This is a genomic window from Pedobacter sp. AC190, from assembly GCF_979258025.1.
On sequence record NZ_OZ409824.1, the window covers coordinates 2,152,112 to 2,165,599 of the forward strand.

At 38.0% G+C, this 13,488-nt stretch carries 8 protein-coding genes and 2 tRNA genes; 1 reads left to right on the top strand and 9 read right to left on the bottom strand.

Features of this window, described 5'->3' with window-relative positions; translation table 11 throughout:
* Positions 1-675: 675 nt before the first annotated feature.
* Positions 676-858, top strand: coding sequence for a GxxExxY protein (locus ACZZZI_RS09520; RefSeq protein WP_463491787.1), 183 nt, complete (start codon positions 676-678; stop codon positions 856-858).
* A gap of 213 nt (positions 859-1,071) precedes the next feature.
* On the opposite strand, the gene ACZZZI_RS09525 is transcribed toward ACZZZI_RS09520, so the two are convergent.
* The 9 genes from ACZZZI_RS09525 to ACZZZI_RS09565 form a co-directional block, all read right to left on the bottom strand.
* Positions 1,072-1,965 carry an alpha/beta hydrolase family protein gene (locus ACZZZI_RS09525; RefSeq protein WP_424058281.1) on the bottom strand — a complete coding sequence of 298 codons (894 nt, stop codon included), beginning with the start codon at positions 1,963-1,965 and terminating at the stop codon, positions 1,072-1,074.
* A 227-nt stretch (positions 1,966-2,192) separates the two neighbouring features.
* A complete protein-coding gene (gene ltrA / locus ACZZZI_RS09530) occupies positions 2,193-3,467 on the bottom strand; it encodes a group II intron reverse transcriptase/maturase (protein WP_463489282.1) in 1,275 nt (424 codons plus the stop codon).
* 614 nt (positions 3,468-4,081) lie between these two features.
* Positions 4,082-4,154 (bottom strand) — tRNA-Lys (locus ACZZZI_RS09535).
* Positions 4,155-4,304: 150 nt separating this feature from the next.
* On the bottom strand, positions 4,305-6,158 hold the full coding sequence (locus tag ACZZZI_RS09540; protein WP_463489283.1) for an alkaline phosphatase: 1,854 nt from the start codon (positions 6,156-6,158) through the stop codon (positions 4,305-4,307).
* A complete protein-coding gene (locus ACZZZI_RS09545) occupies positions 6,152-7,672 on the bottom strand; it encodes a RagB/SusD family nutrient uptake outer membrane protein (protein WP_463489284.1) in 1,521 nt (506 codons plus the stop codon). The genes ACZZZI_RS09540 and ACZZZI_RS09545 overlap by 7 nt, the downstream gene beginning before the upstream one ends.
* A gap of 11 nt (positions 7,673-7,683) precedes the next feature.
* A complete protein-coding gene (locus ACZZZI_RS09550) occupies positions 7,684-10,905 on the bottom strand; it encodes a SusC/RagA family TonB-linked outer membrane protein (protein ID WP_463489285.1) in 3,222 nt (1,073 codons plus the stop codon).
* A 217-nt stretch (positions 10,906-11,122) separates the two neighbouring features.
* Positions 11,123-12,067 (bottom strand): FecR family protein, encoded by a 945-nt coding sequence (locus tag ACZZZI_RS09555; protein WP_463489286.1) that lies wholly within the window; start codon positions 12,065-12,067, stop codon positions 11,123-11,125.
* A gap of 68 nt (positions 12,068-12,135) precedes the next feature.
* Positions 12,136-12,693: an RNA polymerase sigma factor gene (locus tag ACZZZI_RS09560; protein ID WP_424059674.1), complete on the bottom strand. Its 558-nt coding sequence runs from the start codon at positions 12,691-12,693 to the stop codon at positions 12,136-12,138.
* A gap of 645 nt (positions 12,694-13,338) precedes the next feature.
* Positions 13,339-13,412: transfer RNA gene (locus tag ACZZZI_RS09565), tRNA-Asp, on the bottom strand.
* Between the last annotated feature and the right edge of the window lie 76 nt (positions 13,413-13,488).

A 13,488-nucleotide genomic window follows, 5' to 3' on the forward strand; every position in this document is an offset into this window, starting at 1 on the left:
AATTGGATTTTATATTTTCATTTTTTGTGAGGTCAAAGGTAAAATTATTTTAGGAAAAACCATAAAGGTTTAAGCGATAAGCCTTAAAGGCTGATTATTATTTCATCTCTCTAGATGCGTTTTTTTTTAGATGCAACATTGGCTTTGTAATAATGGTTTTTGAATACTCTGCATTTAAGGTTTAGATCTAAGCACTATTGAAAACAGTACAATAAACGCTTAGTCGTAAAATGTTCTTATTAAATATAAATCATATGCTTATATTAGCTAAAACCAATTAAATTATTCATTCCCAGAATAATATAACAGCCCATTCATTTTTCAGCTTAATGATTCATGCTTGTAAAAACATAAGGAAGCGCTGTGTATGGTGTAAATGCACTTACCATCACAATAGAAGTTAGCATTAGCGCAGGTAATAAATATCTTATGGTTGGCCTGCCAGATAATGCCGTTAAAGAAAGTTTGCAAGATTAGAAAGTGCAATACATCCCTTTAATACGATAATCAAAAATTACAGCTATTGAGCCATACAATTTATTCACTAGCCATATAGAAAGATGGAAATATAGAAGTGAATAGATGAAACTCCATTAAAATCTATATGAAATATATCTATATGGTAAAAAAAGATTTCAACCCTTTGTTGTTATAACAAAATCCTACCTGCGTGAAATCACATACAATGTAATTGGTGCTGCAATTGAAATATACAAATCGCTTGGCCCAAGTTTATTGGAAAGTGTTTACCATAAATGCATGAAACACGAATTAACCTTAAGAGATATCAACTTTTCAACAGAAATTGCTATGCCAATTCACTATAGACATTATGGGTGCATAAACATTAAGATGTGATTTACTAATTGAAAAATTGCCTTGCAGCTGAAATCAAAGCATCAAAAAACATTGAACTAATCGCGGAAGCACAAATAATAACCTAAATGAAATTATTAGAAGTGGCTCAGGGATTAATTATTAACTCCAATAGTGCAAACATCTTCAACGATGGGCAAAAAACATTTGCTGACGATTTATATAGATACAAAAAAGATTAAAATTATTGTAATATTAATCTTTTACTTTGGCTTGGTTACTCAAGCCTTTGATCCATTGTATCGCAACATTCATTGGTTCATTTGATTTCGATGATGCTGTATTATGCCCATATGCTTGAAAAACCTGATAATCATAAGGCATACTTTTTGCCTTAAGCACATTAAGGCGTTCTATTGATAAATTTACTGGAACCTGTATATCTTTTCCTCCATAAAGCCAAAGCCCAGGAATAGACAGCTTACCGAGTGCCGTTCGTGGATCAGTACTTGTAAATTTATATCGATCAATGTCGTTATTTATGTGTTCACGAGCATCAGCTTCCGTATGAGTTTCCCAAAAATTTGTATTGCCCTGTGTATAAAACTGAAAGCGCAACTGCTCAAGGGTGGTAACAACTGGACCGCTAAAAATGACCATAAACTTCACATTACGATTTATTGTTGCAGCAATTGGAATTACCCAACCAGCCTGACTAAACCCCATTAATCCTAATGATCCGCCATGCGTCGGGATATGTGCAGCAAGCGTATTTAATGCTGCGCTCGCATCTAATGCTAAAAGGTTAAGGTTTAAAGAATCAATATTATTGGTTCCAACTTCAGGCCCAGCATAAACACCACCCGATTCTCCTACGCCACGTTTATCATAAGTTAGCACAGCAATTCCGTTACTTGCCAAAAGCGAAGCCATATTTGCCATCCTTTTTTCCTGACCAGAACCATGCACAATAACAACTGACGATTGTATGTATTTAGGCTTAAAAACTGTTCCTGATAAAGTAGCTCCCGCACTCTCGAACTTTACATTTTCTATAGTAAAATCTAGGCGACGAGTAGGATCGGGTAATTTCTGTCCAAATAATTTAGAACTGAAGCAGAAGAGTAGAATAAGTAAGTGTGGTTTCATTGCTATTAATTTAGGGGCTTTTATCAAGCGTTATAACTATTATTAAATGTAAAGCAAGGTAACATAGGTAGAATAATGGCAGGAATAAATGGGATAGACCAAGCAGAAAATGTGACAAACGAGAAGTTTGGAAAAGAAAATGGAATCGAATCGAGTAAGAAGCAGGGAATTAGTTTCCCTGCTGTCTTCTCACACCTTGTACGTACCGTTCGGTATACAGCGGTTTGCTAGAATAACTTCGTTTGGTGTGTCGTTTTCCAATAGTAATACTTAGCGAATCCATCTAATCCCAGGCCAATGAATAACTCCTTGTTAAGTGTCGTGAGTAGTGTGGGGCTGTTTGAAGTTCTGCAGTAACTCTTTCGGGTATTTGCCAACTGATAAGCCCGTGATTTTATCACGCCCATCTTCATTAGGTTCCTCGCTCTGCACTTTACACCTTTCCATTGTTTCCACAGAATCATCCGCAGTCTGGTTCTCATCAACTCGTCCAGTTTTACCATATAACTCTTTGCATCTGAAATAGAGAAGTAGTTAACCCAACCGTGAATCATTTCCTTAAGATTTGATATCCGTTGGTGTAATGGAATTGGTTTGCTGCGTTTGGTTTGCATTCTTATTTTCTCTTTGATGGCACTTAAGGATTTGGGTGCGATGCGAATCTTCCATCCCTCTTTGCCACCATAAAATGAGAAACCAAGCAGACTACTTTCGCTTGGCCTGCTTACCTTACTTTTCTCCATGTTAACCTTTAGTTTTAGGCAGCTTTCCAGATAAACCGAAATGCTCGCAATCACCCGATGTGCTGAGTGCTTGCTTCTCAGGTAAATACTGCAATCATCAGCATAACGTACGAACCGATGTCCACGCTTTTCCAACTCAGCATCCAGTTCATGGAGGATAACATTTGACAATAATGGACTTAATGGACTGCCTTGCGGCGTACCTTCTTTTCTTGGGCTTACCAAGCCCTTTTCCATGATTCCTGCACTCAAATAAAGACGAATAAGCTTCAATGTCCGCTTGTCCTTTATCTTTAATGACAACAGCTGCATGAGTTTGTCATGGTTTACCCGGTCAAAGAATTTATCCAGGTCAAGTTCCACAATCCAGGTGTAACCTGTGTTAAGATATTCCTGAGCCTTTAGCACGGCCTGATGGGCATTGCGGTTTGGGCGGAAACCATAGCTACCAGAAGAAAAGTCACCCTCGTACTTTGGGCTCAGCCACTGAGAAATGGACTGTTGGACTAGTCGGTCAATAACCGTTGGGATGCCAAGCATCCTTTTACCGCCACCATTCTTAGGTATCTCTACCTTTCTTACAGCGTGAGGTCGGTAATGACCTGTTAAAATATCAGCTCGTAATGACTGCCAGTTGGTATTGAGGTAGTCGCGAAGTTCATCGGTCTGCATACCATCAATACCACAAGCACCCTTATTAGCGGTAACCCGCCTAAAGGCTCTTTGTACATTTCGGATGTCTAATATTTCTTCAAGCATAGTACTAAAAAAAAAAACTCCTTCCCAGGCATTGTGCATATTGGTTGCACGGCTCAGCTCAGCTCCTCTTATACTTTACTCTCGGATTCCGTCCTACCCTCATATAAGCAGTTCTCTAATGTGGTTCTGCTGTGAACGCTTTGCCATAAACTTCATATTTCCTTTGCCATCCTAGCATTCATCCCTTCCTGTAAAAAAAAAACAGTAATATGGAGTCAGCTGACTTCTGATTAAACCACATGCTCATTCTTATTCTGAACAGCGTTTCCTCTACGGCATTCGCGCATACCTTTGACAGAATTTAATCAGATCTCCCGGGGTAAGACAATCTACTTTCAATGGATGCGGCCTCTGTATCTACGTATCAATGCCTATGCAGTATAGGGTTTCTGTTTGTGTTGCAACATCGCCCACATTGACCCGCCTTATATACAGTTCCTGTTCGTAAGCCCCCATATTTGCTTCTGGCTTCCTTCAGATTCGTAGTCACCTACGACACCCTTGCCTTAAACTAGCACTTCCTACTGCAAAGCGTGCTCCGGACTTACACCGTATAGTAAATTGCCATGCCCGGCACACAACAAAAAAGCCTTACATTTCTGTAAGGCTTTCTGTGATCCCGCTGGGATTCGAACCCAGGACCACTACATTAAAAGTGTAATGCTCTACCAGCTGAGCTACGGAATCATTTCCCTTTGTTTAAGGAGGTGCAAATATAGGAATTTAATTTAATTCACAATATTTTTTTAATAAAAAATTAAAATAAACTTAATCTTTGCCCGTAATACCGATTTAAACATCTTTAGATAGTGATAAGCAGTAGTTATTAATTAATAATTATTCCCGCCCATAGGCTTCGATAATTTTTTTAAATATAGATGTGTTTGGATAAACTCCAATAAAACTTCCCGAACCTGGACCATACGCAAAAACTGGCACCATAATGTTTGTATGATCATCCGTACTAAAGTTGCCACGCACCATGCCTTTTTTATATGATGCATCTAAAAGCGATAGCCCGCCAGTTTCGTGATCAGCCGTAACAATTACCAAGGTCTCACCATTTGCATCGGCAAACCTCAACGCCTCACCTACAAGTCTATCAAAATCGTGTTGTTCGGTAACCGCAATTGGCAAATTATTTGCATGTCCGCCATGGTCTATCTGTGCACCTTCTGCCATAATGAAGAAGCCACTTTGGTTTTTCGATAAAATAGCAATGGTTTTAAGCAATGATGTTTTAAGCATTTCTCCTCTACCATCAATAACAGTTCTCGTTGCAGAGTCATCTAAAAGTACAACTTGTTTACCCGCTTCTGTTGAAGTAAAATCGGATAGATTCGTTTTAATTTGATAGCCTTTACGTTCTAACTTCTTTATCAGATCAATATTCTTTCCCTCCATGAAACTTTTACGGCGTGAACCAATAAGAATATCGATAGGGCTTTTGAGAAAATCCGCAGCAATTTCCTGCGACATCGTTCTTTCAATTTGGTGCGCATAAAAAGCGGCCGGAGTTGCATCTGTAATATCGTCGCTACTGATAATGCCACTTTTAATACCAAATTGAGACATACGATCTGGAATGGATGTTAATGACTGACCACTTGCATCAACACCAATATAACGATTATTCGTTTTTTGCCCAGTTGCCATTGCTGTTCCACCAGCTGCAGAATCTGTAAAGTCAGAATTTAAAGCCTCAGTTCTCGAAAAACCAATGTGCTTAATGTTTACGATGTTCGATTGCCCAAAATTTGCCGTTAAACCAGCCTGAATTTGTGCCAGCCCCATACCATCACCAATCAGAAGGATAACATTTTTTACCTTTTTTTGTAAACCATCATTTTTGTATGTAGGCTGATAAGGTTGATAACCCTTTGGATTGACAAATTCTAATTTGCTTCTGTTTTTATAAAAACTACTCAATGCTGCTGGATTATCGGTTCCAATCCAATCAACACCCATTTGTTCCAATTCTTTCCAACTATTCGGACTATCTTTAGTTGCCCAAAACCGAAATGGTTTACCTGCTTTATGAGCTTCGGCAATTAAAGCTTTCATTTTTTCTAAATCAGGAGGTGTTGGTGTGCCCTTTCCATTCCAAACAGAATATTTAGAAAGGTCATCGCTAATCATCCCTATATGTTTCAGCTGCTCTGATGTATAATTTTTACCTGGCCGACCATCAAAATAAACAAAGGCAGGATAGTCACTAAATTTATCTACAGGAGGGATGTTTCCGCTCACTAAAAGTTTTATGGCCGATGGATTTTTATCCTGATCAAAAACCAATTCGTAATCCTTAAGTTGCTTTAATAATGTGGCTAAAACATTTTGGTAATCATCTTTTATATCGATAACCAATTGAAGTTTTAGCTGTGGATTTGAATAAGCATGATTCCCGTTCTTCTTAAAAAAAGCGAACAAAGGCTCTAAATAAAGTTTTTTTAATGTTTTACCAGGTTCTATTTCTTTACTCTCATGCGCTACAAATAATTCTCCATCACGATAAAACACATCGGCTTCGATCGAACCCATACCTGCATAATAAGCCTCTAGCAAGGGAATTTGTTGCTTATAATCGTTATGACTATGGCCGTTATTGGCAGTCAGTTTCTGCTGTGCAGAAACCGACTGAATGCCAAAGGCTACAAATAACAACCAAATAAATTTAGTTTTTTTTACCATCCTGGATTTTGTTTTATTACACCCGAACTGTTATCAATCTCTCTTTGCGGAACCGCCCAAACATCATGCACTTGTGGATTGAAAGTTCTTGCTGGCCAGATTACAGCGCCATCATAATCATGCAATGGTTTGGCATACGTTGTTTCCGCGTCTCCCCACCTTACTAAATCGCGATGGCGATCGGCCCATTCACCAGCCAACTCATTACGGCGTTCACGTTTTAAATCGGTCAATGTCATCCCGGTTTTTGAAACTAACCCCGCTCTAACTCTAATTTTATTCAATTCTGTATCGCCACCACCTGCACCATTTAAATTAATGGCGGCTTCTGCTTTAATTAAAAGCACTTCTGCAAAACGCATCAAAGGCATATTCAAATCAGTAGTACCATTATCTCCGTTCGGATTTACGTGAGTTGGGATTGGATTTGCATAAGAAAACGGTTCCATATATTTTTTAAACTGATAATTTGATGTGGCACCTGCATCTTTAGTAAAACTGCGTTCGGTACCAAAGAACATAAACTTATCTCCAGGTTTTAAAATGGTAGCATCTCTACGTAAATCGCTAGTTTCGTAAGAATCAAAAAGTTCTTTAGTTGGCAAATAATAACCCCACCCATTATAAATACCCCAGGCTTTGTTAGTTAACATTACCCCTGGCAATTTACTACCCCAACCTGTACCGCCACCATTAGGCGTACAAACTACCGACCAAATATACTCTTTAGACCAATTATTAGAGGCTTTGAAAACATCTACAAAATTACTCAACAAATTATGCTGACCCGAATTGATTACCATATCGGCATATTTAGCTGCATTTGCATAGTCTTTCTTGTACAAATAAACTTTTGATAGATAAGCCCAAGCAGCGGTTTTGTGCGCTTTACCGTAATCGGTGGTTGCCATTGCAGTAAAGTTTGGAAGATTATCTGCCGCCTTTAAAAATAACGAGATAATATAATCGTAATTCTCTGCCACATTTTTAGCTCTTGGAACAGCAACTGAAGCATCAGACTCTGGCATTACAATCGGTATCCCTGCTTTATCATTACCATAATTTGCAGCAAGCTGAAAATAGACCAAACCCGCATTAAAGTACGCATCGCCAATAATTTGTTTTTTCAGATTATCATCCATCGCAATACCAGGAACATTGGAAATAATATCGTTCGCTCTCTTAATTATGGCGTAACGCATGCTCCACTGCGATTCGGTGTAGCCTCCGCCAATATAAGTACGGTTAAAATTTTTAATGTTATCGGCTTCAGGTTTGTTACGGCCAGTCACCATATCATCGCTGGCATTGATGAACCAGAACATGCCTCGGCCGTAAAAATCTTCTTCATTGTATTTTTCATACATACCACCTTCAGCTTTAATAGCATCTTCTTTTGTTTTCCAAAAGTTTTGTGCAGATGGTGAGCCTTCTGGTACGATATCTAATTGTTTTGTGCATGAAGCAAAAACTGTTACTGCTAATATTACAAGGTATTTTATATTCGTTTTCATTTTGTTATAGATTAAAGATTAACACTTAGACCAAATATGAAGCTTCTTGCCTGTGGGTAACGACCAACATCAAGACCGTTATTATCCATGCCGATTTCTGGATCGAAGCCTGAGTAATTAGTAATGGTAAATAAGTTGTTTGTAGTTGCATAAACTCTAATAGCGCCAGTTTTAAGTTTTCCTGTAAGAGATTTTGGTAAGCTATAACCTAAGGTTACGTTACGAATACGCAGGTAAGAACCATCTTCAATGTAGAAATCGGATGCATTAAAGTTTCCATTATTATCGCTTGTTGAAATAATCGGCACTTTTCCGTTAGGATTTTCTGGCGACCAGGCATCTAAAATACCAACCAACTTGTTGTAAGATGGGCCACTTGCACTATAAGTAGTTCTTTTAACAGCATTGAAAAGTTTATTACCTTGAACACCTTGCGCAAAAACATTAAAATCGAAGTTTTTGTAGCTTGCGTTAAAACTTAAACCATAAGAAAAATCAGGATAAGCACTGCCTGCAAAATAGCGGTCTTTGCCATCAATCGAACCACTTCCGTCTAAGTCAATGAATTTAAAATCACCAGCTTTTGCATTTGGTTGAATTTTTTGCCCGTTTGCATTTTTATAATTATCTGCTTCAGCCTGACTTTGGAAAATACCATCTGTTTTTAAAACATAATAGCTGTATAAAGGCTGCCCAATTGTGATTGCTAATGGCGCTAATTCGTTTCTGAAATTCGTTCCAACGGCGATATGTGTTAAACCTGGCGCCAATTCCTGAACCTTATTGTTTAACTTGGTAAGTGTTGCGTTTACAGAGTAAGTAAAAGCCGTATTTTTTGCACTGTTATAAGTTAACCCCAACTCTATACCTTTATCCTTCACAATACCCGCATTAATGGTTTGGGTATTTAATCCCGCCGTACCAGGCAACGATCGGGTTAAAATCATCTTATCCGTTTCCTTGATAAAATAATCGGCAACTAAACTCAATCGATCAAGTACAGTAAAATCCAAACCAATATTGGTTTGCTTGCTTTCTGCCCAGGTAAGATTTTTATTTGCCAATATAGTTTGTACGTAACCATTTTGTAAGGTTGGGGTTTGCCCAAAGTAACTTTGTGTTGCACCAAGTAATGGGTTTACAGCCGAAGTGGATAGACTACCCAGATTACCAAGTATGCCGTAACTTCCTCTTAACTTTAATTCATTTAACCAGTTTGCTGATTTTAAAAATTCTTCTTTATTAATCGCCCAGCCTGCAGAAATTGAACCATAATTTCTAAATCTGTTTTCCTTTGATAACATTGAAGAACCATCTCGTCTGCCAATTAAGGATAAAAGATATTTTTCCTTGTAATTATAGTTGGCTCTTAAGAAAACAGAAGAAATTGACTTTGCATCGTAATAACTTGATGATGGCTGTATGATCGTGGCATTAGTTAAATACCTGTATTGATGAGATTCATCATCAAAACCCGATCCTGATGCGTAAAGACCATTACTCGTTGTTTTTTGATAGGTATAACCACCCGTAAAATCGAGTTGGTGAACACCAAAATTGGTATGATAGTTAATTACTTGCTCGGCCAAAATATCGTTCGAAGCATCCGACCGTTGAACCAAACTATTACTTAATACTGGCTTACCGACTTCTGGTCTTTTCGGTGTGAAACTTTTGAACTGTGAGTTTGACTTAGTAATGCTTAAATTAGATTTAAAGGTTAAACCTTTAGCTAATTGAAGGGTAGCATAAGGATTAACAACTAAAACATTTACGGGATTATTAATATCAATACGTTGTAATTCGGCAACAGGGTTAACAATATCTCCGTAGTCGCCAGCATACTGACCTCCAGGCAAACCCGCAAAACTCCCATTAGCGTTATAAGGCGTACCATTAGTTGGATAATAAATTGCTGATAAAAGTGCTCCAGTGTAATCACTACTTGTATTTGCACCATTTCCGTTTGTGCTGCTATACGATAAATTTTCGCCAACCTTTAACCATGGAGTAAGCTCGTGCTCAGAATTAATTCTGAAATTATACCGCTTGGTTTTAGTATTCAGAACAATGCCTTCTGCATCACGGTAGTTAAAACTTAAATAAAAGTTCGATTTCTCACTTCCTCCATTTAAGGCAGCGTTGTAATCCTGTAACATTCCATCTCTAAAAACTTCGTCCATCCAATTGGTTCGGGTAACCTGCCCATCAGGATATTTAGTTAGATCAAAAGCAGGTAAAATCGTTGTTCCGCCATTTTTCGCGGCAGTTGCCGCAACCTGAGCACGCTGTACTGCGTTAAGTGCCTCCAACTTTTTCCAGACAGATTGCTGACCTATCTTACCATCGAAAGCAATTTGCATTTTTCCTTTTTTTCCTTTTTTGGTTGTAATTAAAATTACACCACCCGAGGCACGAGCCCCATAAATTGCTGCCGCAGCATCTTTTAATACCGAGATAGATTCAATATCGTTAGGATTTAGCTGTGGTGTACCTAAGAAAATAGAACCATCGATCACATAAAGAACGCTTTCGCCATTTATACCGCCTGCACCTCTAATGTTGATTCGTGGGGTAGAGGTAGGGTCGCCGCCTTCATTGGTAACAATTACACCAGGAGATTTTCCTGCCAAAACTTCGCCCACACTGTTCACCGATCTTGATGATAATTTATCAAGTGAAACTAAACTTACTGCTCCCGTTAAAGTTTCCTTTTTCTGCGTTCCATAACCAACCACAATTACATCAGCCAACAAGGCTCTTTCCTCGCTTAGTACAATATTGATTATCTGGTTATCATTAACTGCAATTTCTTTTGTACGATAACCAATCATCGAAAAGGAGAGCACCGTTTGTCCGCCAACTTCAATTCTGAATGCACCATTAGCATCAGTAATCGTTCCTGTTTGCGTACCAATTACCTTAACAGATACACCAGGCAACGCCAAACCTGTAGAATCTTTAACCGTACCGGTTACAATCCTGTCGGGCTTGTTAAAAGTTGCATTATTTAATATTACATAATCGTCCTTTTCTACAACACTGAGCCCCAATTTATCTAATAAAGAGCGAACGGGCTCCATCTTAAATTCTCCACTTACATAAGTGTTTTTTTCTTGAAGAAGATCAGGATTATAAACGAAATTGAGCCCTGAAATGCCTTCGATTTCGCGAACAATATCACTAAGTTTGGTTCCCTTACTTATTTTAATGCTAACCTTGCTTTTCGCCAATCGTTGGGCCATGCCAGACGATGCGAGAAGGGAACTGCAGAATATGCAGATAATTGAAAATGTTAAACACGAATATTTCATGATTCGATAAGGAGATAGAGTCCTCTTGGACGAGGTTGTTTTCATTTGTTTGATTGCTTGTAATAATTAGTAAATTGTTGTGATTTGTCCTTTAAAAATTCACGCGGACAGGTTCTTTAAATGACTTAGCCGCTCATTATTTATATATTTTAAATGTTTTACGATTTTTATCTGAGCTGAATTTTAAGTGGTGCAGACTGCAAATAATGTCAAGAATTTCATTAGGCTGCTGAACACTATTAAAGGTTGCTGTACTCTTCAAGTTAGAGAGCGATTTATCTGAAAGCGAAATTTTAATACTGTACACATATTCGATCCGCTTAATTACCTGACCAAGGGTAGAGCCATTAAATTCTATTTTAACTGGAGTGATGAGCTTGTTTATATGAATTGAAGATTGCCCTGTAGTTTTACTGTATTGAAGAACTTCGTCCTTGACTAGCTTACTAATGAGTTTACCATTGTTGCTTACCGCAACTCTACCCGTAGCAACAGCAACTTCTATCTCATTTTTTGCGATATCGGCACGGATTCTAAATGAAGTTCCTAAAACCTTAACATTTAAATTTGAAGGAAGCTCGACGTGGAAAGGCCTTTGCTCGTCATGGGCTATAGAGAAAAAGGCTTCGCCAGCCAAAAGCTTAATTTTACGCGAGTTTTTACCGAATTTGCCTGGGTAAGTTAGTTTAGCTAAAGGTTCTAGTGTAACCTCCGAGCCATCATTAAGGGTTATATTTTTCCGCTCGCCTGCTTTTGTAAATACAATAGTTTGAGTTGAAGCCGTTTTGTACTGATCTTTTTGCTTCCACAATCCAAAAAATATAAAGCCCAGTATAGTAACCGCAGCTGCTATCTTGAACCAATAAGTAGCTGAAAAAGATCTTCTATCCTCCTTTTTAGCTATAGCCTTTCTAATGTTTACCAATATCTCAGATCGGATTAAGAGTTTTCGTTCATCGGAAACTTCCTGGTTAGGAACATCCAATTGAGGATACCAATCCTCGACTTGTTTAACTTCGGCAGTACTTGCCCTTCCATCCAAATATTTTTGCAGCACCTGTTTTGCTTCTTCTTCCGTCATTTGAATACATGTCGTTTCAAAATTAAAATAGTACTAACGAAAGATGTTACGTATTTGTTAAGTTTCTATTAACGGATAAAAAAGGTTATAAACAACAGATAGGAGAGGTTTTCACGGAGTAATTTCATTGCCGCAGTAATTTGGTTTTTAACCGTTTGTGCAGAAATATTTAGTTCAGCGGCAATTTCTTTTATCGATTTATCTTGTTTTCGGCTCATCGAAATTATTAGCCGCATACGTTCTGGTAAACTTTGCAACGCATTTTCAACCTCTTTGGAAGTATCTCGTAGAATTAAAATTTCGTCGGCTGTGCTTACATGCTGCTGATTCATTAAAACTGCAAATTCTGCCTGATGACCTTCTTTAATAGCATTGGATCTGAAATAGTTAATCACCTTGTATTTTACAGCGCCATGCAAATATCCAGAGAGATTTCCGGTTAATTCTAAACTTTTCCGATTCTCCCACAGCGAAATGAATATTTCCTGGGTAATGTCTTGAGCAACATCCTCATTACAAACTTTTCTAAACGCAGCATCAAATACCTTTTCCCAATAGATGCCGAATATTTGCTCCATTGCAAGGCTATCATCACGTTTTAAAGATGCAATTAGTAATTCGCTCAATGCTGTTTTTTTTGATTAAGCAAAACTACTTCACCCATGTTCCTTTAATATTAATAAATCTTAAAGGCTAAAGTTTTTAGAGATGACTGCTTTTCAGGTTCGCAGCAATAAAGTCTAATAGAGTACGGCTAATCGAAAGTTTCAGAAGCCTAGCGAAAATTTTGCCGAAACCTGATTAATGTCGATGTATTTCAGGGAAAACAAAAAAGCCCAACTTTTCTCAAGTTAAGGTATTTGTTGTCCCAAACAAGGTCGGGAGCACTCGAACCCTTCCCCAATGATATTGGGGATGACAGGCAACATTATCACTCTAAACTATTTAATCGTGAAATTTTACTTTTTGAGGAGCCAATAGGTTGATAAACCTGAGCATGGCTATATTTTTCTAGCACCTTTTCTCTAATGAATCCACTTTTTTTTCCGAGCTTGCTTCTTCGAGATAAACAAAAATCCATAGCATTTTTAAACTGGGTATATTCGATTCTCCATTGTTATGTTGGATAAGTCTGTAGGGTGGATTTCAGTAAAGCCTTTATAAAAGATCCATCTTTTACACTTTGAATAATATAAACATAGAAAGCCTTACAATAAAATTAAGCCAAAAAACAAAAAAGCCCTAACTTTTCCAAGTTAAGACTTCGTTTGCGGAATGGACGGGACTCGAACCCGCGACCTCCTGCGTGACAGGCAGGCATTCTAACCAGCTGAACTACCACTCCATTTGTTCTTCTTTAAAGTTAGAACCTCTTCCCCTTTCGGGATGGCAAATATAGATACTAATTTCAGTTTATCACT

What these genes read in the sequence shown, in the direction of transcription:
- ACZZZI_RS09525 (WP_424058281.1), bottom strand. Translation starts at nt 1,965, where the DNA reads ATGAAACCACACTTACTTATTCTACTCTTCTGCTTCAGTTCTAAATTA.
- ltrA (WP_463489282.1), bottom strand. Translation starts at nt 3,467, where the DNA reads ATGCTTGAAGAAATATTAGACATCCGAAATGTACAAAGAGCCTTTAGG.
- ACZZZI_RS09540 (WP_463489283.1), bottom strand. Translation starts at nt 6,158, where the DNA reads ATGGTAAAAAAAACTAAATTTATTTGGTTGTTATTTGTAGCCTTTGGC.
- ACZZZI_RS09545 (WP_463489284.1), bottom strand. Translation starts at nt 7,672, where the DNA reads ATGAAAACGAATATAAAATACCTTGTAATATTAGCAGTAACAGTTTTT.
- ACZZZI_RS09555 (WP_463489286.1), bottom strand. Translation starts at nt 12,067, where the DNA reads ATGACGGAAGAAGAAGCAAAACAGGTGCTGCAAAAATATTTGGATGGA.